The 24144-nt window shown below is 70.9% G+C and carries 24 protein-coding genes; 14 read left to right on the top strand and 10 right to left on the bottom strand.

Annotation, left to right across the window (positions count from 1 at the left end; all coding sequences use genetic code 11):
* Window positions 1–61: 61 nt before the first annotated feature.
* Window positions 62–1717 carry a glycosyltransferase family 4 protein gene (locus E8A49_RS18260; RefSeq protein WP_293384831.1) on the top strand — a complete coding sequence of 552 codons (1656 nt, stop codon included), beginning with the start codon at window positions 62–64 and terminating at the stop codon, window positions 1715–1717.
* Window positions 1718–1921: 204 nt separating this feature from the next.
* Here the strand turns inward: E8A49_RS18260 and E8A49_RS18255 are convergent, their stop codons facing one another.
* Both E8A49_RS18255 and E8A49_RS18250 read right to left on the bottom strand, forming a co-directional pair.
* Window positions 1922–2914, bottom strand: coding sequence for a M23 family metallopeptidase (locus E8A49_RS18255; protein ID WP_293384828.1), 993 nt, complete (start codon window positions 2912–2914; stop codon window positions 1922–1924).
* A gap of 68 nt (window positions 2915–2982) precedes the next feature.
* Complete coding sequence (locus E8A49_RS18250; RefSeq protein ID WP_293384825.1) at window positions 2983–3723, bottom strand: sulfotransferase domain-containing protein; 741 nt, start codon at window positions 3721–3723, stop codon at window positions 2983–2985.
* 112 nt (window positions 3724–3835) lie between these two features.
* On the opposite strand from E8A49_RS18250, the gene E8A49_RS18245 reads away from it, so the two are divergent.
* The 8 genes from E8A49_RS18245 to E8A49_RS18210 all read left to right on the top strand — a co-directional run bounded on the left by E8A49_RS18245 (window position 3836) and on the right by E8A49_RS18210 (window position 10152).
* Window positions 3836–4531 carry an alpha/beta fold hydrolase gene (locus E8A49_RS18245; protein WP_293384822.1) on the top strand — a complete coding sequence of 232 codons (696 nt, stop codon included), beginning with the start codon at window positions 3836–3838 and terminating at the stop codon, window positions 4529–4531.
* An 80-nt stretch (window positions 4532–4611) separates the two neighbouring features.
* Window positions 4612–5379, top strand: a complete 768-nt coding sequence (rfbF, locus tag E8A49_RS18240) for a glucose-1-phosphate cytidylyltransferase (RefSeq protein WP_293384819.1) — start codon at window positions 4612–4614, stop codon at window positions 5377–5379.
* Complete coding sequence (gene rfbG / locus E8A49_RS18235) at window positions 5367–6428, top strand: CDP-glucose 4,6-dehydratase (protein WP_293384816.1); 1062 nt, start codon at window positions 5367–5369, stop codon at window positions 6426–6428. Before rfbF ends, rfbG begins: the two co-directional genes overlap by 13 nt.
* On the top strand, window positions 6425–7663 hold the full coding sequence (locus tag E8A49_RS18230) for a class I SAM-dependent methyltransferase (protein WP_293384813.1): 1239 nt from the start codon (window positions 6425–6427) through the stop codon (window positions 7661–7663). The genes rfbG and E8A49_RS18230 overlap by 4 nt, the downstream gene beginning before the upstream one ends.
* Complete coding sequence (locus E8A49_RS18225; protein WP_293384810.1) at window positions 7663–8193, top strand: dTDP-4-dehydrorhamnose 3,5-epimerase family protein; 531 nt, start codon at window positions 7663–7665, stop codon at window positions 8191–8193. Before E8A49_RS18230 ends, E8A49_RS18225 begins: the two co-directional genes overlap by 1 nt.
* A gap of 8 nt (window positions 8194–8201) precedes the next feature.
* Entirely contained in the window at window positions 8202–8696 is a 495-nt protein-coding gene (locus tag E8A49_RS18220) for an acyltransferase (protein WP_293384807.1), read from the top strand.
* Window positions 8693–9502: an NAD(P)-dependent oxidoreductase gene (locus tag E8A49_RS18215; RefSeq protein WP_293384804.1), complete on the top strand. Its 810-nt coding sequence runs from the start codon at window positions 8693–8695 to the stop codon at window positions 9500–9502. Before E8A49_RS18220 ends, E8A49_RS18215 begins: the two co-directional genes overlap by 4 nt.
* Window positions 9499–10152 carry a hypothetical protein gene (locus E8A49_RS18210; protein ID WP_293384801.1) on the top strand — a complete coding sequence of 218 codons (654 nt, stop codon included), beginning with the start codon at window positions 9499–9501 and terminating at the stop codon, window positions 10150–10152. Before E8A49_RS18215 ends, E8A49_RS18210 begins: the two co-directional genes overlap by 4 nt.
* Here the strand turns inward: E8A49_RS18210 and E8A49_RS18205 are convergent.
* The 4 genes from E8A49_RS18205 to E8A49_RS18190 all read right to left on the bottom strand — a co-directional run bounded on the left by E8A49_RS18205 (window position 10149) and on the right by E8A49_RS18190 (window position 13972).
* Window positions 10149–12425, bottom strand: a complete 2277-nt coding sequence (locus E8A49_RS18205; protein ID WP_293384798.1) for a tetratricopeptide repeat protein — start codon at window positions 12423–12425, stop codon at window positions 10149–10151. The genes E8A49_RS18210 and E8A49_RS18205 overlap by 4 nt on opposite strands.
* A gap of 118 nt (window positions 12426–12543) precedes the next feature.
* Window positions 12544–12813, bottom strand: a complete 270-nt coding sequence (locus E8A49_RS18200; RefSeq protein WP_293384795.1) for a SemiSWEET family sugar transporter — start codon at window positions 12811–12813, stop codon at window positions 12544–12546.
* A gap of 2 nt (window positions 12814–12815) precedes the next feature.
* Window positions 12816–13280 (bottom strand): response regulator, encoded by a 465-nt coding sequence (locus tag E8A49_RS18195; RefSeq protein ID WP_293384792.1) that lies wholly within the window; start codon window positions 13278–13280, stop codon window positions 12816–12818.
* The gene (locus tag E8A49_RS18190) at window positions 13277–13972 is read right to left on the bottom strand and encodes a sensor histidine kinase (protein ID WP_293384789.1); all 696 of its coding nucleotides are present in this window, start codon (window positions 13970–13972) and stop codon (window positions 13277–13279) included. The genes E8A49_RS18195 and E8A49_RS18190 overlap by 4 nt, the downstream gene beginning before the upstream one ends.
* A gap of 201 nt (window positions 13973–14173) precedes the next feature.
* Between E8A49_RS18190 and E8A49_RS18185 the strand changes: the two genes are divergently transcribed.
* From E8A49_RS18185 to phoB, 3 genes are read left to right on the top strand one after another with little or no spacing between them, the layout of a single operon-like run.
* Entirely contained in the window at window positions 14174–15328 is a 1155-nt protein-coding gene (locus tag E8A49_RS18185) for an ATP-binding protein (protein ID WP_293384785.1), read from the top strand.
* A gap of 55 nt (window positions 15329–15383) precedes the next feature.
* Window positions 15384–16076, top strand: a complete 693-nt coding sequence (gene phoU / locus E8A49_RS18180) for a phosphate signaling complex protein PhoU (protein WP_293384782.1) — start codon at window positions 15384–15386, stop codon at window positions 16074–16076.
* 11 nt (window positions 16077–16087) lie between these two features.
* Window positions 16088–16777, top strand: coding sequence for a phosphate regulon transcriptional regulator PhoB (gene phoB, locus E8A49_RS18175; RefSeq protein WP_293384779.1), 690 nt, complete (start codon window positions 16088–16090; stop codon window positions 16775–16777).
* Here phoB and E8A49_RS18170 read toward each other — a convergent pair.
* Window positions 16774–18897: a tetratricopeptide repeat protein gene (locus tag E8A49_RS18170; RefSeq protein WP_293384776.1), complete on the bottom strand. Its 2124-nt coding sequence runs from the start codon at window positions 18895–18897 to the stop codon at window positions 16774–16776. The two genes, phoB and E8A49_RS18170, sit on opposite strands and share 4 nt — an antisense overlap.
* A gap of 105 nt (window positions 18898–19002) precedes the next feature.
* On the opposite strand from E8A49_RS18170, the gene purD reads away from it, so the two are divergent.
* Complete coding sequence (gene purD / locus E8A49_RS18165; RefSeq protein ID WP_293384773.1) at window positions 19003–20274, top strand: phosphoribosylamine--glycine ligase; 1272 nt, start codon at window positions 19003–19005, stop codon at window positions 20272–20274.
* Between the two features lie 61 nt (window positions 20275–20335).
* On the opposite strand, the gene E8A49_RS18160 is transcribed toward purD, so the two are convergent.
* A complete protein-coding gene (locus E8A49_RS18160; protein WP_293384770.1) occupies window positions 20336–20512 on the bottom strand; it encodes a hypothetical protein in 177 nt (58 codons plus the stop codon).
* 210 nt (window positions 20513–20722) lie between these two features.
* Between E8A49_RS18160 and E8A49_RS18155 the strand changes: the two genes are divergently transcribed.
* A complete protein-coding gene (locus tag E8A49_RS18155) occupies window positions 20723–21802 on the top strand; it encodes a phosphotransferase (RefSeq protein ID WP_293384767.1) in 1080 nt (359 codons plus the stop codon).
* Window positions 21803–21841: 39 nt separating this feature from the next.
* On the opposite strand, the gene lpxK is transcribed toward E8A49_RS18155, so the two are convergent.
* Both lpxK and E8A49_RS18145 read right to left on the bottom strand, forming a co-directional pair.
* Complete coding sequence (gene lpxK / locus E8A49_RS18150) at window positions 21842–22861, bottom strand: tetraacyldisaccharide 4'-kinase (RefSeq protein WP_293384764.1); 1020 nt, start codon at window positions 22859–22861, stop codon at window positions 21842–21844.
* On the bottom strand, window positions 22858–24141 hold the full coding sequence (locus E8A49_RS18145) for a 3-deoxy-D-manno-octulosonic acid transferase (protein WP_293384761.1): 1284 nt from the start codon (window positions 24139–24141) through the stop codon (window positions 22858–22860). Before E8A49_RS18145 ends, lpxK begins: the two co-directional genes overlap by 4 nt.
* Between the last annotated feature and the right edge of the window lie 3 nt (window positions 24142–24144).

Genomic DNA, 24144 nt, shown 5'->3' with positions numbered 1-24144 from the left:
GCATGACGCGCCGAGCGGGCGTGCGGGATTTCCACCTGAGATTTCCGCCTAAGATTCTCCGATGACCAACGCCGCGATCTTCCTGCACACCGACGCCCTCGACACGACGCGTCCGCGCTTGCTGGGGCGTCATTCGGCGGGGGAAAGCTTCCTGCGTGGCTTCCTGCGGCACGCTGATGTCGAGGCGTTCTACCTCTGGCACGGCGGCGGCTCGACGCTGGAAGAGCTGCAGGCCCTCGTCGGCCGGATAGAGCCCGTCGGCAAGCCGATCCGCTGGCTCCGAAACACCGAGCGCGCGCGCCTGGCCGAGGTCGGCGCGCTGAACCTGCCCGGGCCCAGCATCGACGACGAGGCCTGGGCGCGGCAGCCCTACAAGGCGGCGTCCTATTCGATCTGCGGCCTTACCCACACCACCGCGACTGCGCGGACGATGACCACACTTTCCAACCTGCTGATCGCGCCGGTGGAGGCGCATGACGCCCTGATCTGCACCTCGGCCGCCGTGCGGGCCAGCGTGGAGACCCAGCTCGAAGGGGTGCGCGACTATCTGGCGGCGGAGTATGGCGGGCCGCGCCGCCGCGCCGAGCTCCAGCGGGTCGTCATCCCGCTGGGCGTCAACGCCCGTGACTTCGCCGCCTCCGCCGAGCACCGCCAGGTCTGGCGCGAGCGCCTGGACATCCCGGCCGACGCCGCCGTCGCCCTCTACGTCGGCCGCTTCAATGCGCGGGAGAAGATGAACCCCGCGCTCATGGCGCTCTCTCTCGAGCGCGCCGCCCAGCGCCTGGACCAACCGCTGTACTGGGTGAACTCGGGCTGGGCGGGCACGGAGGCCGAGGCGGAGCTCTTCCACGACCAGACGCGGGCGCTCTGCCCGTCGGTGCATTACCGCGTGGTCGACGGCCGCCCGCCGGACACCCGCTTTTCCATCTGGTCGGCCGCCGACTTCTTCATCAGCTTTTCCGATAACATCCAGGAGAGCTTCGGCCTGACCCCGGTCGAGGCCATGGCCGCGGGCCTGCCCTGCGTCGTCACCGACTGGGACGGCTACCGCGACACGGTCCGCCACGGGCTGGACGGCTTCCGCGTCGACACCACCGCCCCCGGCCCGGGCAGCGGTTTCGACCTGACCTACTGGCACGCCGCCGGCTGGTCGGACTATTCCGCCTATGTGGGAGCGGCGGCCCAATACACGGCCATCGATTTCCGCCACGCGACCGACGCCATCTGCGCCCTGGCCGCCAGCCCCGAGCTTCGCCGCACCCTGGGAGCCCAGGCCGCCCAACGGGCGCGCGAGGTGTTCGACTGGTCGGCCGTCGTGCCGCAATACCAGGCCCTTTGGGGTGAGTTGGCCGCCCGCCGCCGCGCCGCGCCGCAGGTGGCTGGAGCGATGGGCAACCCGTTCCGCCCCGATCCCTTCACCCTCTACGCCAGCTACCCGACGCGTCACCTCGCCGACGGCTGGCGCGCCACCCTCTGTCCCGACATGGACTGGCCGGCGGCCCAGGCCGTGCTCTCCCGTCCGCTCGCCGCCTACGGTTACATCAACCGGCCGAACGCCGCCGAGTGCGAGAAGATCCTGGCCTGGCTCGCCGAGCGGCCCGGGGCCCAGGTGTCGGAGATCGTCGAGCTCTTCCCCGCCTTCCGCCGCCCGGCCATCGCCCGCGGCCTGCTGTGGATCGCCCGCTTCGGGGTGATCGAGTTGCGGCCGGGCGGCTAAACACGCCAGAGCACGAGGCCAAAACACAAAGGCCGGGAGGCGGACCTCGCGATCCGCCACCCGGCCAAAGCGACACAGCCATGGAGAGCTCGGCTGACCCTGAAACCTAACCCAGAGCTTCGGCGTCCGGAAGTGGCCCGCCGATCACGTCTGGGTTAACTTGACTATGACCCGCCTCAGAGCCGGCGCCGATGAGACCAGCGTCTAGAGCGTGGCCTGCCAACGCTGGCTGATCACCACCTGGCCGGCCCGCCGGACCTGCAAGGTGGCGAGGTAGACGCCGCGCGCCCACCCCTGCGCCGGCCGCTTGTGCCCAAGCTGGGCGGGGAACTCGTCCTTGTCGTGGTTGAGCGGGGGCAGCGCGCCCTTGGAGATCACCTTGCCGTCGGGGCCCAATATCGACATGTCGATCACATCGCCCTGTTCCAGGCCGATCAGCCGGGCGTAGGCGACCAGCGCGGGCGCATCAGGGCTGGCGGGCAGCGTTGTGCGGTTCTCGATAGCCCCCTGGCCGACCAGCGCCGCGGCGAAGCCGGTGTTCAGCACGACCCCGCGCTTATAGGTCATCTGCCGCGCCGCCTCCGGGGTCCACAGCGACCCGGCCTGGGCCTCACAGCCCTCGAGGGAGGATGGCGCGAAGGGATCGACCACCTGGTTCGCATGCCGCACGCTGAAATGCAGGTGCGGGAACTCTGTGTCGCCGGACAGGCCCACGTGAGCCAGCGGCTGTCCGACCCCCACCGTGTCGCCGACCCTCACTTTGAGACTGCCCTCCGCCAGATGGCAGTAGTCGAGGATCCAGGCGTCACCGAGCGCGATCGCGACCCGATTGCCGCAGTGGTGACCCTCCGTAGAAGGCGCGCCGGGCGCGCGGATCGAGATGTCCGGGACTCCGTCCCGGATGGCGATGACCCGACCGGGCGCGGCGGCCAGCACGTCGACCCCGGCGCGTTGGGCGACCATGTCGAGCAGGCGGATATCGACGCCGTCATGCTTATCCTCGACCCGATGGCCGCAGCGGTAGTCCAGGAGGCCCGGGCCCGGATCGCGGTCGACGTAGTGCTGGATCTCACAGGTGCGGCCGATCTCGCAGGCGAGCGGGAAGGCGAGGGTGGGGGCGGCCTGTGCGGCGCGCGGCGCGGCCAGGGCCGAGAGGGCGGCGGCGAGAGCCAGGATCGCGAGGGGCGCCAGGCGCATGGGATCTCCTTGGCGGGTGCGCCGTCTTCGCCTCCGCCCGCGACGAAACTATGGCCCCAGCTCGGGCGTCAGGCGAACCGCAGACCGGTCAGGTCCGCCAACCGCTCGGCGTCCCGGGCGTAGACGCCGCGCAGGTGGGCCACGTCGGCCGCGGTGAGCGCCGAGCCATAGTCCATCTCGCGGCCCACGTTCGCCTCGCGGGCGCTGGGCGCGGGGCCGGGCGGCAAGCCCAGGAACCGCCGGACCTCAGCCAGCACAGCCGCCGGATCGCGCCGCAGGTCGGACGCCCGCAGCAACAGCAGCTGCTCGCGCGGGAAGAGGCCCAGGAGCGCCGCCACCTGCTCGCCGTAGAAGCCGCGCTCCACATAGGAGAACTCCCGGTGGAAACCCCAGGGTTCGGCGTCGAATAGCCGCTGACGGCCTTGGCGCACGCACCAGGCGAAGGGCTCGGTCTCGGCGCCGCGGGCGTATTCCATCTTCCAATGCGACCAGGCCCGCTCCACCGGATCGCGCAGCATGACGATCAGCTTCATGGCGGGGTTGTAGGCCCGGATCCGTTCCAGACTGCCTGGCCAGTAGAGATAGGCTGGCGTCGCCTCGCCGCGCGGCCGGCCATCGAAGGGCGCGAAGGCCGCGTGATAGGCGCCGTAGTCCGGCTGGGCCCAGTCAAGCGCCGCATCGTCGAAGAAGTGGACCTCCTTCCCGCGCGATAGCGAGAGGCCCGGCTCCTCGTCCAGATAGTCGAACAGCGCGGTGGTGCCGCCCTTCTGGACGCCGGCGATGATGAAGGCGACGCGATCCTCAGCCATGCGTCCTCGATCGGGCCCGGCCCGGCGCATGGCAAGCGCAAAGTCGCCAAGCGGGCTTTCAGCCCCTAGGTTCGGCCGTGGCGCCGCCGACTCGGGGGCTTCGGATCTCGACGTGCAGAACCACTTCACCGCCACCTCCGAAGGCCGCGCCGTCCTCTCCGCCGATGGTCCCCACCCGCGCGTGCTGATGATCCACGGCTTCAAGCGCCAGGCCGCGCAGCTCCTGCCCTGGCGCGCGCGGATCGCGGACCTGGGCTTCCTGCACCTGCCCGGCCACAGCGGCGCGCCGGAGTTTTCAGAGGTCTCGGTGGAGGCCTGGATCCGCGGCTTCCGCGAACTCCTGGCGACCTTCCCCGAGCCGCCGCTGATCGTCGCCGAAAGCCTGGGCGCCATCGTCGCCATGTCCCTGCCGAGCCGCGCGCTGATCGCGGTCGAGCCGCTCCTCTCGACCCACCAGCTCTGGCCGCTGCACCGCACGATCCGCAACGCCCGCGCCCGCGGCGTCGAGATCGATCCCGCCCTGGAGGCGCTGTTCGACAAGCCCTTCGACTGGGCGCCGGCGCGGATCTCCTCGCCCGCCCTGGTGCTGGCGGGCCTGGAGCCCCTGTTGCCGGAGCGTCCGGTCTTCCCGGAGCCCAGTCTGCTCACCGACGAGGACTTCGCGGTCTATGCCGGCCATCCGCTGGTGGAGGCGCACCGGATCGCTGGCGGCCACACCCTGCTCGACCACAATCCCGAGGGCGTGCTGTCGGCGGGCGCGGCGTTCATGGCCCGGCACGGCTTCCGGCCCGCCGCCGCCGGCGGCTAGCTGGGGATTGCCGCTTCTTCGGCAAGATCGTCCGCGATAAGAGGAGCGGCGAGAGCGGGGCAGGGCCTTAAGGGACAGAAATGAAGACGGTGATCCTGGCGGGCGGGCTTGGCACGCGCATCTCGGAAGAGAGCCACCTGCGTCCGAAGACGATGATCGAGATCGGCGGCCGGCCGATCCTCTGGCACATCATGAAACTCTATTCGCACTATGGCTTCAACGACTTCATCGTCTGCCTGGGCTACAAGGGCTACGTCATCAAGGAGTACTTCTCCAACTACGTCCTGCACAACGCCGACCTGACCGTCGACCTGGCGAAGGGGGCGATCGAATTCCACGCCACCAACCATGAGCCGTGGAAGGTGACCCTGGTCGACACTGGGGCCGAGACCATGACCGGCGGGCGGCTGAAGCGGGTGGCGAAGTACCTCGATCCCGGCGAGCCCTTCTTCCTGACCTATTCCGACGGGGTGGCGGACCTCGATCTGGGCGCGTTGGCGGCCTTCCACCGCCAGCATGGACGCGAGGCCACGGTGACCGCCGTCTCGCCGCCCGGCCGCTTCGGCGCCCTGGAGATCGTCGAGGGCGCCGTGCAGCGCTTCGTGGAGAAACCGCCGGGCGACAACGGCCTGATCAACGGCGGCTTCTTCGTCCTGCAGCCCAGCGTGATCGACCGCATCGCCGGCGACGAGACCATCTGGGAGCAGGAGCCGCTGACCGGCCTGGCGCACGACGACCAGCTGATGGCCTTCCGCCACGACGGCTTCTGGGCGCCCATGGACACCCTGCGCGACAAGAACGTGCTCGAGGCGCTGTGGGCGTCCGGCGAGGCGCCGTGGCGGCGCTAGATCCCGGCTTCTGGCGCGGCAAGCGGGTCCTGCTGACCGGCCATACCGGCTTCAAGGGCGGCTGGGCGGCGATCTGGCTCGCGCGGATGGGGGCGGACGTCACCGGCCTGGCGCTGGCGCCTGACCAGGAGCCAAGTCTGTTCGACCTGGCCGGTGTCGAGGGCCTGGTCCGCTCGACGATCTGCGACCTGCGCGACGCCCAGGCGGTGGAACAGACCCTGGCCGGCCAGGATTTCGACCTCGTCCTGCACATGGCCGCCCAGCCGATCGTGCGCACGGCCATCGCCGATCCGGTGGCCACCTTCGCCAGCAACGTCATGGGCGCGGTCCACCTGCTGCAGACCCTGCGCGCGCAGACGGGGCTGAAGGCGGTGCTCGCGGTCACCTCCGACAAGGTCTACGCCAACGCGGAGACCGGCCGCGCCTTCGCCGAGGGCGATGCGCTGGGCGGCAAGGACCCCTATTCGGCCTCCAAGGCCGCGACAGAGATCGCCGTGGCGAGCTTCGCCAAGAGCTACTTCGGGCCGGCTGGCGTGCCGCTGGCCACGGCGCGCGGCGGCAACGTCATCGGCGGCGGCGACTTCTCCGCCGACCGCATCGTCGCCGACATCGTCCGCGCCGCCCGCGCCCAGCAGCCGGTGGTGCTGCGCCATCCGGAGGCGACGCGGCCCTGGCAGCACGTCCTGGACTGCGTCGCGGGCTATCTCGTCTACCTGCAGGCCCTGGCGACCGAGCCTGCGACGCCGCGCGCCATGAACTTCGGTCCTCGGCCCGGCGGCCGGGCGGTGAGCGTCGGCGAGCTGGCGACCCTCGGCGTCGAGGCCCTGGGCGCCCAGTCCTGGCGCCATGAGCCGGACCCGGCCTCCCTGGAAGCCCAGTCGCTGGCCATCGACGCCAGCCTCGCCCGCCGGACCCTGGGCTTCGAGAGCCGCTATGACGCGCCCCGCGCCGTGGCGCTGACCATGGACTGGTATCGCCGCCAGGCCGACGGCGAGGCCGCGCTCGACTTGTGCCGGGACCAGATCGCGGCCTACGAAGGCGGCGCATGACCACGCCCCTTTGCCGCTTCTGCAAGACGCCGCTCACCCACACCTTCCTGGACCTGGGCGAGCAGCCCCTGGCCAACAGCTATCTGACCGCCAAGCAACTCGCGGCCGGGACGGAGCGGGCCTATCCGCTGCACGTCCGCGTCTGCCACGCCTGCTTCCTGGTGCAGGCCGACGACGCCGTGCCCGCCGACCATATCTTCGACGCCGACTACGCCTACTTCTCCTCCTATTCGACCAGCTGGGTGAACCACGCCAAGCGCTACGCCGAGGCCATGACTGAGCGGTTCAGCCTGGGTCCGGAGTCGCTGGTCGTCGAAGTGGCGAGCAATGACGGCTATCTGCTGCAGCACTTCGTCGAAATGGACATTCCCGTGCTGGGGATCGAGCCGACGGCCAACACCGCCCAGGCCGCCGTCGCCCGCGGCGTGCCCACCGAGGTGATGTTCTTCGGCGACCTGACGGGGCAGATCCTGGCCGCGCGCGGCGACCGCGCCGACCTGATGGCGGCCAACAACGTCCTGGCCCATGTACCGGACATTGGCGACTTCGTGGCCGGCTTCCAGGCGGTGCTGAAGGACGAGGGCGTGCTGACCTTCGAATTCCCGCACCTCTTGAACCTGATCGAGAAGGTGCAGTTCGACACCATCTATCACGAGCACTTCTCCTACCTGTCGCTGCTGGCGGTCGAGCAGGTGCTGAGGGCCAATGGGCTTAGGCCGTTCGATGTCGAACGACTTTCCACCCACGGCGGCTCGCTGCGGCTCTACTGCTGCCACATGGGCTCCGGCCACGAGGAGACCGAGGCCCTGGTGGCCCTGCGCGAGCAGGAGCACGCTGCGGGCCTCGACCGCATCGAGAGCTACGCCGGCTTCGCGCCCAGGGTGGCGGCGGTGCGCGACAGCTTCCGCGGCTTCCTGGCGGCGGAGAAGGCGGCGGGCCGGCGGATCGCGGCCTATGGCGCGGCGGCCAAGGGCAATACCTTCCTGAACTACTGCGGGACCACGCCGGCCGACATTGCCGCGGTCTATGACGCCAGCCTCGCCAAGCAGGGCCGCTTCCTGCCCGGCAGCCACCTGCCGATCCTGCCGCCCACGGCGATCGGCGAGCTGAAGCCGGACGACCTGGTCATCCTGCCGTGGAACCTGAAGGACGAGATCATGGGCCAGATGGGCTTCATCCGCGACTGGGGCGGCCGTTTCGTCACCGCCTCGCCGGAGACGAAGGTCGTCGGCTGATGCAGTTCGCGGAGACCGGCATCGCTGGCGTCCTGCTGGTCCTCCCGGAACCGCACGAGGACGAGCGCGGAAGCTTCGCGCGTCTTCAGTGCCCGGACGAATTCGCCGCGGCGGGCGCGTTCTTTGCGCCGGTCCAGACCAGCCTGTCACGCAACCCCGGGCCGGGGACCCTGCGCGGCCTGCACTATCAGCCGGACCCGCACGGTGAGAGCAAGTTGGTGCGCGCCGTCCGTGGACGGATTTTCGATGTCGCCGTCGACCTGCGCACGGGCAGCCCAACCTATCTGAAGTGGGCCGGGACCGAGCTCTCCGCCGAAAACGCGGCGGGCCTCTTCATCCCCGAAGGCGTCGCCCACGGCTTCCTGACGCTCGAGCCGGACACCGACGTACTCTACCAGATCAGCCCGAAGTTCGCGCCCGGCCACGAAGCCGGCGCACGCTGGGACGACCCGGCCTTCGCCATCGCCTGGCCCGCCGCCCCGGCATTGATCTCCGAGCGCGACGCAACCTACCCTGACTGGCGGGGGTGAGGGCGGCCATGGTGCTGAAGATCGATCCCACCGCGAAGATCTCGCCGCTGGCCGACATCGAGGATTCGGTGCGCGGCACCCTGATCGAGATCGGCCCGCGCACCAGCGTAGACGCCTTCGTGAAGATCAAGCCGGCCGGCGGCGTGGGCGATGTGGTGATCGGCGCCGACTGCGCGATCAACTCCGGCGTGGTGATCTACACCGGCAACGGCGTGACCATCGGCGATGCGGTGGCGATCGCCGCCAACTGCACGCTGGCGCCCACCAACCACGCGGTGGCCGATGTGACCCGCCACATCCGGCTGCAGGGCTTCCAGCCCTCCAGGGGCGGCATCGTCATCGAGGAGGACGTCTGGCTGGGGGCCAACGTCGTGGTCCTTGACGGGGCGGTGATCCGCAAGGGCGCGGTGATCGCCGCCGGCTCCGTGGTGCGCGGCGAGGTGCCGGCCTACGAGATCCACGCCGGGGCGCCGGCGCGGCGCATCGGACGGCGCGGCGAATGACGGGCCTGGCCACCATCATCGGCGCCACGGGCTTCGTCGGCCGCCGGCTCCAGGCGCGGCTGACCGGCGAAGGTTGGGATGTCTACGCCCCGGCCAAGGGTGACACCTCGCTGTTCGGGCGCGACATGGGGGTGGTCTTCTACTGCGCGGGCCTGACCGCCGACTACGACCGCCGGCCCTTCGACACCGTCGAGGCCCACGTCACCCTCCTGAGCGCGCTGATCCAGGCCGGCCGGTTCGAGCAGCTGATCTACCTGTCGTCGACCCGGCTCTACGACGGCCAGGCCGCGCGCCTGTTGGACGAGGCCGCGCCGCTCCTGTTCGACCCCACCGATCCGCGCCGCATCTACGATCTCTCCAAGGCGCTGGGCGAGAACCTGACGCTCACCCGCACCGACGGGCGCGGCGCGGTCGCCCGGCTCTCCAACGTCTTCGACTGGGAGGCCGAGGCGCCAGGCTTCCTTTCCGAATGGCTGATCGAGGCGGCGCGCACGCGGGCGCTCAACCTCGATTCCAGTCCGCACATCGCCCGCGACTACATCCACCTGGACGATGTGGTGGCGGCCCTCGTCGCCATGGCCGAGAAGCCGGCGCATGGGGTGGTCAATGTGGCCAGCGGGGAGACCATGGCCAATGGCGAGATCGCCAACCTCTTCCTGCAGGCCGGCTGGCAGGTGAGCTTCGCCCGCGACGTCTCGCCGCTTTCGCCGCCCACCGCCGACGTCGGCCGGCTGCGCGCCCTTGGCGTCGATCCCGCGCCGGTCAAGGATGTGGTGCGCCGCTATCTGGAAGGGCTGAAGGCTTGAAGCTCCGGGGCCACACGCGCGCGAGCCTGCTGGCCTACACGGTCGCCCAGTGCGCCCACGTGGTTCCCGACGGGCGCGAGGCGACTTTCCGCACCGTGGCCGACGCCTATCTGGACGAGGCGCTGGAGCGGCTGCACGGCTGCATCAACGGCTGCGCGCCCTGGCGGCCGGATGAGTTCAACGTGCTGCAGTCCTCGCAGCACACCATCTTCCTCTACTACTTGGCCAACACGATCTGGACGCGGTCCGGCGACACCGAGGCGCCGACCCGGCTGTTCCTGATGAACAAGGCCTTCAACGGCATCGACCTGTTCTACGAGATCGCCATGCCGAAGGTGTTCTACATCGGCCACAGCCTGGGCATCGTCCTGGCCAAGGCGACCTATGGCGAGCACCTGGTGCTCTACCAGAACTGCACCGTGGGCCGGCATAAGGACCAGATCCCGGTGATCGGCGCACGCGTGGTGCTCTATCCGGGAAGCTCGGTGGCGGCGGGCGCGGTGATCGAGGACGACGTGGTCCTCTCGCAAGGCGTTCGCGTGATCGGCAAGCGCGCGCCCAAGGGGATGATGGTGTTCTCAGGCGCCGCCGGCGAGCTCACCTTCCGCCCGCGCCCCGACGACCTGCTGCAGGAATATTTCCGGCTCTAGGCTCCCTCAACCGTGCGGGCGACCAGATCGTAGAAGTCGCTGGCGAACTGCTGGGTCTGACCGAGCGGGCCGGAGCGGATCTGGTCGCGCAGGGTCCGGCGCAGGCTCTCGCGCCGCGGCTTGTCCGCCGCCAGCGCCGCGGCGATGCGGACGAACTCGTCCGGGTCGGGGGTCGCCAGGTCAGCCAGCCCGCTGTTGGCCAGGATCGAGGCCGACAGCCGCTCGAAGAAGGCTTCGCCGACCAGGCTCACCACCGGCACGCCCATCCACAGCGACTCGGTGGTGGTGGTGCCGCCGGTGAGCGGGGCGGTGTCGAGACTGATGTCGATCTCGTTGTAGAACGGCATGTGCGCGCCGCGGATCGTGTGGAAGACCACCCGTTCGGCGGCGATGCCGCCACGCTCGAACTCCGACAGGATGTTCTTGCGGAAGGTGGGGGATGAGCCCTCCGGCCGGACAAAGACGAAGCGCGAGCCCGGAACCGCGTGCATCGTCCGCGCCCAGAGGCCGAAGAGGCTGCGGGTGTATTTGTGCGGGTTGTTGGCGGTGCCGAAGCTGATCACCCCGTGCCGGTCCTGCGGCGTGGCCGGCGCGATCATATGGGCGTCGGAGAAGATGGTGCGGCCCAGCGCGATCCAGGTCTTGGGCATCATCAGCGGCGTCTCGAGCAGGAGATCGCGGCGGGGCGGGGTGTTGTAGGGGTCGGTGACCAGGTAATCGATCGCCGCGACGCCCGCCGAGTGCGGATAGCCCAGCCAGCTCGCCTGCTTGGGCGCCGCCCGGTAGGTCATCAGCTCCAGCCGGTTCATGTGCGTCGAGCCGCCGAGCTCGATCAGCATGTCCAACTGGTCGTCGGCGATGGTCTGGGCCGCCGCCGGCGTGCCGATCTCCGGGTACCAGCGATAGGCCTTCGACTTGGACGCGAAGTACTTCTGCATCGCGTCTTCGGCGCCCGTGTAGAACGAGTAGCAATAGAGATCGAAGCGCGGGTCGACGTGGTCGAACAGCGGCTGCGCGAAATAGCCCACCGGATGCGCGCGCAGGTCGGAGGAGAGGAAGCCCAGCCGGATGCGCCCGTCCTTGGGCCGTGGCGCGGGCTTGCGGATCGGCTGGCGCGCGGTCCGCTCCTCGATCATCCGGCCCCAGATGCGGTGCTGTTCGAGGAGTTCGTAGCGGTCCTCCAGCGTCTCGACCCGCGCCAGCTGCTTCAGGAGCGCGGTGTGGCGGCCGCTGCTGGCCCAGAAGCGGCCCAGCGTCGCGAAGTCGCCGAGCGCGGGCAGCTCGTCGTAGGCGCAGACCCGGATCAGCACCTCGTTGAGGATCTTCAGCTGGCCCGGCCCGGTGGGGTTCAGGGTCAGCGCGTGGCGGGCCAGCTGGTAGGCCTCCTCGATGTTGGCCCCTTCATCGCCGGTGCGGGTCCGCTCCAGGCTCTCGACCAGCCCCAGCACATAGTCGAGGGCGTTGGGCTCCAGCTCGACCGCCTTGCGCATGAAGATGTTGCAGCGGTCGCGGTCGTAGTCGGCGACGGTGGCGCCCAGCTGGTAGTGGATCCAGGCGGCGGTTCCGAGCCGCGGCAGGAGCTCCAGCAGGTAGGCCTCGGCCCGCCGATACTCGCCCGCTCGCCGCATGGCGACCACCCGCGACTCGATCAGCCTGGGATTGTCGGGGTTGGCGGCCAGGGCCTTCTCCGCCAGCGCCTCGCCTTCGGCCAACTGCCCCTGCTCGAGGGTGGCGCTGATCAGGTCCATCCAGGCGTCGACCAGGGTCTTCTGCAGGGCGACGGCCTGGCGGAAGCGGCTGAGGGCGGCGGGCAGCTTGCCCTGCTTGAACAGCGCACGGCCGAGCTGGCGGACATGTTCGGCGTTGCGGGGATCCTTGCGGACCAGGGTGGTGAACACCGGCTCGGCGCGCGCGCCCTGGTCCATGTCGAGCAGCACATTGCCGCGGTTGGTCTGGACGTGGACATTGCCGGGGCCGAGCCGCGCCGCCTGGTCGAAGGCCGCCAGGGCCTCGGGATAGCGGCGCAGGTTGCGCAGGCAGACGCCCTGCAGGTTCCACAGGTCGAGATCGCGCGGATAGCGCTTCGTCCCGGCCTCGCTCCAGGTCGCGCCTTCCTCGAATCGCTTGGCCAGGTAGAGCTGGGTCACCAGGACGCGGTAGGCGGGACTGCCGGTCCCGGGATCGGCCTCGATGGCGGCGGCCAACAGCGCGATGCCGTCGTCGCGGCGGCCCGCTTTCAGCGCCGCATCCGCCGCGGCCAGTCGTTCGTCCATGCGTCTGCTCGAAAGGTCTTGGTCGGAGGATCTTCGTCGCCGCCGCTCTGACGGCCAACCGCGGCAGCCTTAAGGCCGCCCGCCCGGCATGGCTAGGCTGTCGCCGACACGCCCTCGGTCAGCTGTGGCGGCTGAAGCGCCACTTGAGCGCCAACACCGTCGCCGACATGCCCAGGCAGACGAAGTTGGAGACCACCACCGGCCAGCTGCGGGTGAAGAGGCCGTAAGCCGTCCAGAGGCAGAAGCCGGTCACCGTCACCAGGTACATGGCCAGCGAAATCTCGCCGGCGTCGCGGTCGCGCCAGATCTTGGCGATCTGCGGCGCGAAACTGGACATGGAGCAAAGCGCGGCCAGGGTGCCGACGCTGTTGGCGACCAGGCTGGACAAGCTCAGCCCGTCTCGGCGAGGCCGCCGTCCCACAGCTCGCGGTAGCGCGGCGAGAGAGTCAGGCCGAGCGGCGGCGGCCCGGGCGCACGGCCGTCGCGCAGGCAGACCTCCAGATAGGCGAGCGCGGTCTTCACCGCGCGCTCGGAGTAGGGTTTGCCGATCACCCCGCAGGCGCCGGCGTAGTCGCTGGGCAGGCGGGCCACATTGGCGGTCATGAACAGCACCACCGCGCCCACGTCCTGCACGATCAGGCGCGCGGCCTCCACGCCGGTCGGGCCGTCACGCAGGTGGACGTCGACCAGGGCGAGGTCGGGGGTGAGCTCGGCGGCCAGCGCCACGGCCTCGCGCGAGCTCATGGCGCGGCCCACTTCGCGCAAGCCCGCTTCGCGCACCAGGAAGGCCAGCTCCTCGGCGAGCAGCACCTCGTCTTCGACGATCAATACGTCGAGGGGATCGGGGGCGGTCACGGTGAGGCCCGATCGGGTTTCGGAACGGCGGTCATGGGGACAATAACTGTCGCGCGCACGCCGGGTTGCGCGTCCTCGACCTGCACGTCGGCGTGAAGCTGCTGGCCCAGCAGTTTGACGATCGTCAGGCCGAACCCCGGCGGCTGGCCGCCCAGGCCCACGCCGTCGTCGGCGATGGTCAGCCGGCAGAGGCCGTCGCCGTTGCTGAGGCGCACGCTCACCCGCCCGCGGCGTCCGGGCGGGAAGGCGTGCTTCACCGCGTTGCCCAGCAGCTCGTTGACCACCAGGGCGAAGGCCGCGGCGGAGGCGGCGGGGATGGCGATGTGATCGAGGTCCAGCGCGATCTCCAGGTCGTCGCGGCCGGCCGAGGCGGCGAGGTCGCCGGTCAGGTCGCGGATGAAGTCCGCCACGTCGAAGCTCAAGGGGTCGTTTTGGAACAGCCGGCGGTGGACGGTGGCCACCGCGGCCACCCGCTCCAGAACGGTCTTCAGCGCCGCGCGGGCGGCCGGATCGGCGGTGCGGCGGCTCTGCAGCAGGATAAGCGAGGCGATCAGCTGCAGGTTGTTCTTCACCCGGTGGTCGATTTCGTGCAGCAGGGCGCTCTTCTGCGCCAGCGCGGTTTCGAGCGCGCCGGCGTCGGGACCGGCGCCAGACTCTGGGCCGGGGAGTCCTGCCTCGGGTTGATCGTTCATCGCCACGACTTGACTGGAGCCACCCCTGCTGACGCCAAACAACGGCAACAGCCAAGGTCGGGTTCCCGCCACATTGGGCGCGATCCGGGCTCCGGGCCCAACTCCAGGCTTAACTGTCACCGATCTGACACGGGACTGGCGATGTTAGAGTCCTGACAACGGAGAATCGCCCTGGCCCTGACCGAACCCCGTCCGTCGACCATGCCGGCCGCGCAGCTCTACGCGGCCCTGATCGACGCCTTGCCGGACCCGATCCTGGTGGTCGCGGGCTTCGAGGCCGAGGACCTGACCGCGCGGCGCTACATCCTGGCCAACGCCGCGGCGCGCGAGATGCTGCGGATCACCGCCGAGGAGGGCATGCTGCTGTCGGCGGTGCGCGACCCCGTCGTGCTGACCACGGTGGACGCGGCCCTCTTCGACGAGACCGACGCCGAGGGCGCCTATGAGACCACCGGCGCCCAGACCCGCAGCCTGCGGGTGCGGGCGCGCTGGCTGGGCTTCGGCCACGATGGGGCGCGGCTGGCGCTCTTGACCTTCCATGACGAGACCGAGGTCCGCCGGGTGGAACGCACTCGGGTCGACTTCCTGGCCAACGCCAGCCATGAGCTGCGCACGCCGCTGGCCTCGCTCTCCGGCTTCATCGAGACCCTGCGCGGCCACGCCCGCGACGACGTCGCCGCCCGCGACAAGTTCCTCGGCATCATGCAGGCCCAGGCCGACCGCATGGCGCGCCTGATCGCCGACCTGACCTCGCTCAGCCGCATCGAGCTGGACGAGCACGTGCCGCCGCGCGGCGTCGTCGACCTCGTGATGGTGGTGGGCGAGGTGGTGGAGGCCGCCTCGCCGCTCGGCGCCCAGCGGCGGGTGAAGCTGGACTGGCGCTCCTGCGCCGGCGCCTCGATGACCGTGCGCGGCGAGCGCGACCAGATCGTGCAGGTGGTGCAGAACCTCCTGGACAACGCCATCAAATATTCCCCCGACAACGCCAGCGTGCGCATCGAGCTGCAGAGCGGCCTCAGCGACCTGGCCGCCGCCGCCAGCCAGGAGGGCGTGCCGCGCCTGTCGCTGGTGGCGCCCGACCCGTCGCAGGAGACCTACGCGGCGCTGCGGGTCACCGACCTCGGGCCCGGCATCGCCCGCCAGAACCTGCCCCGGCTCTCCGAGCGCTTCTACCGGGTCGATGGCCAGAAGAGCGGCGCGCGCTCCGGCACGGGCCTCGGCCTCGCCATCGTCAAGCACATCATGAACCGCCACCGCGGCGGGCTTGTGGTGGCCAGCGCCGAGGGCGAGGGTAGTACGTTCACGGCCTATTTTCCCATGGCCCACGCGCCGGAAGGCGTCGTCAAAGCGTCATGAGACTGTAGCATAGGGGCAAGCGCCGGGCCCCGGCGGGCCCGAAAGGCGAAGGTGAATGAGCGAGCACATCGTCAAGTCCTACGAGGATGAGTTGAACAGCCTCGCCGCCGAATGCGTCCGGATGGGCGGCCTGACCGAGGCCCAGGTGGCTGACGCCGTGAACGGCGTGGTCAAGCGCAACCAGGAGCTCGCAGCCTCCGTCGTCGTGCGCGACGACAAGCTGGACGAGGCCGAGCGCGACATCGAACGCAAGACCATCCGCCTGATCGCCCTGCGCCAGCCGGTGGCCGACGACCTGCGGCGCGCGGTGGCGGCCATGAAGGTGGCCAGCAACCTCGAACGCTGCGGGGACCTCGCCAAGAACATCGCCAAGCGCACTCTGGTGATCATCGAGAGCGATCCGCTGACGCCGCTCACCCGCTCCATCGAGCGCATGGGCAAGCTGGTGCTGGGACGGCTCTCCAGCGTCATCGACGCCTACTCCCGCTCCGACCTGGAACGCGCGCTCGCCGTCTGGAGCCAGGACGACGAGGTCGACGAGCACTACAACGCCCTGTTCCGCGAGCTGCTCACCTACATGATGGGCGACCCGCGCACGATCACCGCCTGCGCCCACATGCTGTTCGTGGCCAAGAACCTCGAGCGGATCGGCGACCACGCCACCAACATCGCCGAGATCATCCACTACGAGATCACCGGCCAGGAGATGGTGGGCGGCCGGCCCAAGACCGACGCCCTGCAGGTCTGACCGCGATGCAGATGACGCCGCATGTCCTGGTGGTCGAGGACGAGGATTCGCTCGCGACCCTGCTGCAGTACAACCTGCAGAAGGAAGGCTATGACGTGGCCCTGGCCGGCGACGGCGAGGAGGCCCTCCTGCTGGTCGACGAGCGCCTGCCGGACCTGATCGTGCTGGATTGGATGCTGCCCAAGGTCTCGGGGATCGAGGTCTGCCGCCGCCTGCGCCAGCGCAACGAGACCCGCAACGTGCCGATCATCATGCTGACCGCCCGCGGCGAGGAGACCGACCGGGTGCGCGGCCTCGACACCGGCGCCGACGACTATGTGGTCAAGCCGTTCTCGATGACCGAGCTCACCGCCCGCATCCGCGCGGTGCTGCGCCGCATTCGTCCGGGCCTGGCCGAGGACCGCGTGCGCCGCGGCGACCTCTTGATCGACCGTGTGGCCCACCGGGTGAAGCGTGCGGGCCAGGAGATCCATCTCGGCCCTACCGAGTTCCGCCTGCTCGACTACCTGATGCAACACCCCGGTCGGGTGTTCTCCCGCGAACAGCTGCTGGACGCCGTCTGGGGCTCCGACGTCTACGTCGAGGCCCGCACCGTCGACGTGCACATCGGCCGCCTGCGCAAGGCCCTCGGCGTCTCCGACGCCGACGATCCGATCCGCACGGTCCGTTCCGCCGGCTACTCCCTCGACCTCGAAGGCTAGGGCGCGGCCTCACGCGCCAGGGCCGCCAGCTCGTCCTGCACCTGATCCATGACGCTCGCCCAGTCGCCGGGCGCGGGCTGGATGAACAAGCGCGCGCTGGGATACCAGGGACTGTCGGTGCGGCCGTCCAGCCACCGCCAGCAGGCGTCGAAGCGGTTGAGAATCCACACCGGCTTGCCCATGCCGCCCGCCAGGTGCGCCACCGCCGTGTCGCAGGCGATCACCAGGTCGAGGTTGGCGGCCAGGGCGGCGGTGTCGGCAAAGTCCTTCAGCTCCCCCGTCAGGTCGACGATCTCCGGCCCCGCCCAGCCGCGCGCCCGCGCCTCGGCGAGCCCGGCGGCCGGCGGTCCCTTCTGCAGGCTGTAGACCTCGATGCCATCGATGGCGGCCAGCGGCGCGAAGGCCTCCAGGGCCAGCGAGCGGCGCTTGTCGATGCTCCCGCCGATCAGTTGGCCCGGCTTCAGCCCGCCGGCCCAGCAGAGCCCGACCCGCAGCCGCCCGGAGCCCGGCATCCGGCCCGCCATGGCCACCGCCTCGTCCGGGTCGGCCTGCAGATAGGACCCGTCCCAGGCGTCGAGCGTCGCGCCAAGCGCGAACGGCAGGCTCATCAGCGGGGTCTGCAGGTCGTGCGGCGGCAGCGGCTCGCCCCGGGTGACGACCCGCGCCACGCCGGGCAGCCGCGCCAGCAGCCGCTCCAGTCCCGGCTGGACCTCCAGCACCACCTTGGCCCCCAGAGCGGCGGCCCGGGGGACGTAGCGGCAGAACTGCAGGCTGTCGCCCAGCCCCTGCTCGCAATGGACCAGCAGGATCTTGCCCGCCGGACTCGCCTCGCCGAGCCAAAGGGGCGCAGCGAACGGCCGCGGCCGCGAGCCGAACTGGCTGGTCCGCCAGCGCCATTCGTACTGCGCCCAGCCTTGCGCGAAATCGCCCAGCAGCAGCAGGCACATGGCCCGGTGGTGGTGCGCTTCGGCGAAGTCCGGCTTGAGCGCGATCGCCTGGTCATAGCTCGCCAGCGCCGCGTTCGGCCGCCGCATGTCGTAGAGCACGACGCCGCGGTTGCTGTGCGCCTCGGCATAGTCGGGCTTCAGCGCGATCGCCCGGTCATAGCTCGCCAGCGCCTCATCCAGCCGGCGCAGGTCGTAGAGCGCGCCTCCGCGGTTGTTGTGCGCCTCGGCATAGTCCGGCTTCAGCGCAATGGCCGCGTCCGTGGCGTCCAGCGCCTCGTCGGCGCGCTCCAGCTCGCGCAGCGCCGGCGCCCGGTTGCTGAGCGCCTCGACGTAGTCCGGCTTCAGCACCGTGGCCCGCGCGTAGCTGGCCAACGCCTCGGCGGGCCGCCCCAGGTCGACCAGCGCGTTGCCGCGGTTGCCGTGGGCCTCGGCGTGGTCCGGGCTGAGCGCGATGGCCCGGTCCTGGCTGGCAAGGGCCGCCTCGGCGGCGCCCAGCTCGCGCAGCGCCTTGCCCAGGCTGACGTGGGCCTCAGCATAGGCCGGGTTGAGGGCGACGGCCCGCTCGAAGCTCGCCAGGCTCTCCGGCAGGCGTCCCAGGTCGCCCAGCGTGATCCCCCGGCTGCGGTGGGCCTCGGCGTAGTCGGGCTTGAGCGCGATGGCCTGATCGTAGCCCGCCAGCGCCTCATCGAGGTGGCCAAGCTCGCGCAGCAAGGTCGCCTGGTTGAACGCGGCCTGCGCCGTGGGCCGCAGCGCCACCACCCGCTGGTAGCTGGCCAGGGCCTCCAGCGGGCGGCCCAGGCGCCGCAGCGCCTGGCCGCGGTTGCCGTGGGCCTCGGCGAAATCCGGGTCCAGGGCGATAGCCTGGTCTGAGGCCGCGACGGCGTCCTCATGGCGGCCCAGGCCGTTCAGCGCATTGGCGAGGTTGCCGTAGGCGCGGGCCACATCGCCCTTCACCGCGATCGCCTGGCCGATCAGATCGACCGCCGCCTCCAGCTGACGGGTCTGCACGGCGTAGACGCCCAGCAGGTGCAGGGCGTCGAAGTGGCGCGGATCGGCCGCCAGCACGTGCTCGTAGTGCTGGCGCGCCGCCTCCAGCCGGCCGGCCTGATGGTGCGCCAGGCCCTGGTCGCAGATCGCCTGCAGCGTCGCGGCGTCCGGTTCTTGCAGTCCCATCCGTTCGCCGCCTCCACGCGTGGGGATTCGAACCTTACCGCGTCATCGCCCGGGGCTGTAGCCGCGCCCTTGACCGAGCTTTCCGCGCGGGCGAAAGCGCGGGGCATGAACATCCTTCTGGTGGGCTCCGGCGGGCGCGAGCACGCGCTGGCCTGGAAGATCAAACAGTCGCCGCTCGTGAAGCGCCTGGTCTGCGCGCCGGGCAATCCGGGCATGGCTGGGATCGCGGAGATCCGCGATCTCAAGCCGACCGAGGTCGCCCGCCAGGTGATGCTGGCCCAGGAGATCGCCGCCGACCTCGTGGTGATCGGGCCGGAGGTCGCCGTCGAGGCCGGCCTCGCCGACGCCTTGGAGGCGGCGGGCATCCCCTGCTTCGGCCCCACCGCCGCAGCCGGGATGCTGGAGTCCTCCAAGGCCTTCACCAAGGCCTTCTGCGACCGCCACCACCTGCCGACCTCGCAGTACCGCATCTGCGACACCGCCGAGGAGGCCAAGGCGGCGCTCAGCCATTTCGAGCCGCCCTATGTGGTCAAGGCCGACGGCCTGGCCGCCGGCAAGGGCGTGGCCATCGCGCCGGACCGCACGGCGGCGGAGGCGGCCATCGACGACGCCTTCTCCGGCCACTTCGGCGCGGCCGGGGCGCGGGTGGTGATCGAGGAATACCTGGAGGGCGAGATCGGCTCGCTGTTCGCGCTCTGCGACGGCAAGCATTCGAAGCTGTTCGGCTGGGCCCAGGACCACAAGCGCGTCTTCGACGGCGACCGGGGCCCCAACACCGGCGGCATGGGCACCTATTCGCCGGCGCCGGTCTTCACCTACGACCTGATCGAGCAGACGCGCACCCTCCTGGCCGAGCCCGCCTTCAAGGGCATCGCCGCCGACGGCGCGCCCTACCGCGGCGTGCTCTTCGTGGAGCTGATGGCCACGCGGCACGGGCCGAAGCTGATCGAGTTCAACGCCCGCTTTGGCGACCCGGAGACCCAGGTCCTGATGCTGCGCCTGGAGAGCGACCTCGTCCCCTACCTGATGGCCTGCGCCACCGGCCGGCTGAACGAACTGCCCGACCCGGTCTGGCGCGACGAGGCGGCGATCTGCGTGGTCCTGGCCACCGAGGGCTATCCCGGTCCGGCCAAGGCCGGCAGCGTCATCGGCGGCCTGGACCAGGACTTCGGCGAAGGCGTCGTGGTCTTCCACGCCGGAACCTCCGCCGGCCCCGACGGGACCGTGCTGGCCGGCGCCGGCCGCGCCCTCAACGTCTGCGCCCTGGGCCGGGACTTAGCCGAGGCGCGAGAGCGGGCCTATGGCGCGGTGGCCCTGATCGACTGGCCGGAGGGCTTCCACCGCACGGACATCGGCTGGCGGGCGCTGGGGCGGTGAAACCCTATGTGGGGTAAGTCGTGATGGACTCACCTCCGGCTGGCTATCAAGCCGCCGGCCTCTAGGCGTCGGGCGCCTTCTGGCTGAACGCGAGCGACAGGCCCAGGGCGAGAAGACCCAGGATCCCGACGACCTTGACCGCCGCGATCAGTGCTGACCGTTCACCCGACAAGCTCAGCAACAAAGCCCCGGCGGTCACGATGCAGACGGCCAGGGACGGGATCGCCTCTCTTCTCACGCGGCCATCATAACCGCGACCTCGCCGAGGCGGAATGCTTGTCGGCGGCGCCAAATTCCAAACTGAGACGCGACCCCATTCGGTCGTCGAGGCGGCGCAGCCTTAGCCATTCCAACGCTTCGTCGGTGGGCCCGATGCGCGATAGCAGCGCCTTGCTCCGTCCCCGCACGCCCCGGTAAGGTGCTTCAAACAAACGTACGAGGGAATGCCATGGCCGCCGTGGACGCCGCCGAGCAGGAACGCGAGCAGCTCAACACCGGCACCAAGGACGTGGCCGTGAGCCATCGTTTCGACGAGGCGGCCCTCGCGGCCTGGATGAGCGCCAACGTCGAGGGCTATGCGGGTCCCCTGGAGGTGCGCCAGTTCAAGGGCGGCCAGTCGAACCCGACCTACCAGCTGATCACCCCCGGCAAGAAGTACGTCCTGCGCCGCAAGCCGCCGGGCAAGCTGCTGCCGTCGGCGCACGCGGTGGACCGCGAGTACAAGGTGATCACCGCGCTCGGGACGACCGGCTTCCCGGTGGCCAAGACCTACGGCCTCTGCACCGACGACGGAGTGATCGGCACCTGGTTCTACATCATGGACATGGTCGAGGGCCGGATTCTCTGGGACCAGACCCTGCCGCAGTATGAGCCGGCCGAGCGCCACGCGATCTTCATGCACAAGATCAAGACCTTGGCCGACCTGCACAACACCGACTACGCCAAGATCGGCCTCGAAGACTACGGTCGGCCCGGCAACTACATGGGCCGCCAGGTCGACCGCTGGACCAAGCAGTACAAGGCCTCCGAGACCGCCCACATCCCGGAGATGGAGCGGCTGATCGACTGGCTGCCCAAGACCCTGCCGGCCCAGGAACGGACCGCCATCGTCCACGGCGACTACCGGCTGGACAACATGATCTTCCATCCGACCGAGCCCCGGGTGATCGCGGTCCTGGACTGGGAGCTCTCGACCCTGGGCGAACCCCTGGCCGACTTCACCTATCTCCTGATGAACTGGGTCAACGGCTCGATCTCGACCGTGCCGGACCTGAAGGCCCACGGCCTGCCGACCCTCGACGAGACGGTGGACTACTATTGCAGCCTGACCGGCCGCACCGGCCTGCACGATCTCAACTGGTTCTTCAGCTACAACGCCTTCCGCCTGGCGGGCATCCTGCAGGGGATCGTGGGACGGGTGCGCGACGGCACCGCCAACAGCCCCCACGCCGCCCAGCAGGCCGACCGCGTGGTCTCCCTGGCCCAGGCCAGCTGGAAGTTCGCGGAAAAGGCCGGCGCGCTCGCCTAAGCGGCCGCAAATTCCTCCCCCAGAGGGGGAGCAATTGGCTCAGACCCCGGCGCTCGCCAGCAGGGCGTCGAGCGCCGCAGGGTCGTCGAAGACGGCGGCCACGGGCCAGGCCGTGACCTTGGCGCGCCAGGCGCCGGGCAGGCGAACCCAATCCTTCTCCGTAGTCACCAGCCCCGCGCCGAAGACCTGGGCGCGCTCGGCCAGGCGGGTGAGCGTCGCGTCGTCGTAAGCCGCGTGATCTGGGAAGGGTGCGAAGTCCTTCAGGTCGCAGCCGGCGGCCTTCAGGGCGGCCTCGACCTTCCAGGGCTTGCCGACCCCGGCGAAGCCGACCTGCGGCCCGGCGGGCGGCGGGGCGGCCGGCTGCAGATGCGCGCTCAGCAGGGGCGGGCCGCGCAGCTGGGCGGCGAGCTCGGGATCGACCTCGGGCAGGTCCGCCGGCAGCAGGACGATGATTGCGTCGGCCCGCGCCAGGCCGGCCGCCAGGGGCTCGCGCATCGGGCCGGCGGGGAACACCCGGCCGTCGCCGAACGGCCAGGCGCGCCCGCGGGTCTCGCCATCCACCACCACCAGGGACAGCGCCTTCCTCACCGAGGGGTTCTGGAAACCGTCGTCCATGACGATGGCCTGGGCTCCGGCGCCGGCGGCGGCCTTCGCGCCCGCCAGCCGGTCGCGGGCCACCCAGACCGTCGCGTCGCGCGCCAGCATCAGTGGCTCGTCGCCGACGTCGGCGGCGCTGTGGACCGCCGGATCGACCCGCACCGGGCCCTCCAGCCGGCCGCCATAGCCACGCGAGAGCAGGCTGACCGCGTGGCCGCGCGCGCGCAGCCGCTCGGCGACCGCGCGGGCGATGGGCGTCTTGCCGGCCCCGCCCATGGTGACGTTGCCGATGCAGATCACCGGCGCGCCGGCCTCGGTCGGCGCCGTCCTCGCGATCCGCCGCGCCGTCACGGCGGCCCAGATCCAGGAGAGCGGGGTAAGGAGGGCGCGGGCGAATGGCATGGCGCCGCTGCGGGCCGCGCCGTCGCGCTCGTACCACCAGCGGGGCGTGGAGAGCTTCATGCGGGCAGCAGGGGTTCGATCAGGGTCATGGCCTCGGCCAGCGCCGCGCCCTGCCGCCCGGCGAAGTCCGCCGCCGCCTCGCCGGTCCTGCGCGCGATCGCCGGATTGGCCAGCAGGCCGCGAAGGTGGCGGGCGAGGGCTGCGGGGTCGGCCGCCTCGATCGCCGCGCAGTCGGCCAGCATCCCAGCGTAGATGTCGGCGGCGTTGAAGGCGTGCGGGCCGGTGACGATGGCCGCCTGCAGCCGCGCGGCCTCCAGCGGATTGTGGCCGCCGACGCCCGCCACGAAGCTCCCGCCCATCACCACCGCGTCGGCGACGGCGTAGAAGGCGCCCATCTCGCCCAGGGTGTCGGCGACATAGGCCGTGACGTCCGAGGTCAGGGCCTCGCCCGCGGCGCGGCGCGCGGCCGTGAAGCCGAGGCCGGCCAGCCCGTCGGCGACGCCCGGTCCACGGTCGGGATGGCGCGGGGCGACGATCAGCAAGGCTGGAGGGGCGTCCGCCGTGGCCGCCTGGAACGCCTCGGCGACCGGGCGCTCCTCGCCGGGATGGGTGCTGGCGGCCAGTACGACCTTGCGGCCGTCCGCGCCGCGCCGCAGGGCCTCGGCCAGCCCAGCATCCACCGGCGGTGCGCCGCCCACCAGCTTTAGGTTCAGCTGCGGCCCGACCGCGCCGCCCAGCCTGGCCAGCCGCGCCGCCGTGGCCGCGTCCTGCGGCAGGATCAGGTCGAAGGCGCCCAGCAGCGCCCGCGCCGTGGCCGGCGCCCGGCCCCAGCCCTCGGCGCTCTTCTGCGTGATCCGCGCGGACAGCAGGGCGAGGCGCACGCCGCGCCGGGCGGCGGCGGCGATCAGGTTCGGCCAGAGCTCGCTCTCGACGAACAGCGCTGCGCCGGGCCGCCAGTGGTCCAGGAACCGCCCGGCCGCGCCCGGCGCATCCACCGGCGCAAACTGGTGGATGACGCCGGCGGGCAGGCGTCTGGCCAGCACCTCGGCGGAGGTCACCGTGCCGGAGGTGACCAGGATCGCCAGGTCCGGCCGCCGCGCCCGCAACGCCTCGATCAGCGGCAGCAGCGATAGGCTCTCCCCGACGCTGACCCCGTGCAGCCAGACCAGCGGGCCGTCCGGCCGCGGCGCCGCGGCGCGGCCCAGGCGCTCGGTCAGGCGCTGGGCGTCCTCCTTGCCGCGCGCGGCCCGGCGGCGGAGCAGGGCCGGCGCCAGCGGCTCGACCAGGCCGGTCGCCGCGGCGTAGAGCGCCAGCGGCAGGCTTCGCGGGGGCCCCTTCACGTC

The organism is Phenylobacterium sp. (assembly GCF_004799515.1).
Lineage (GTDB): Bacteria > Pseudomonadota > Alphaproteobacteria > Caulobacterales > Caulobacteraceae > Phenylobacterium.
Note: the sequence above shows the minus strand (reverse complement) of the source record. Positions and strands in the feature narration are given on the sequence as shown.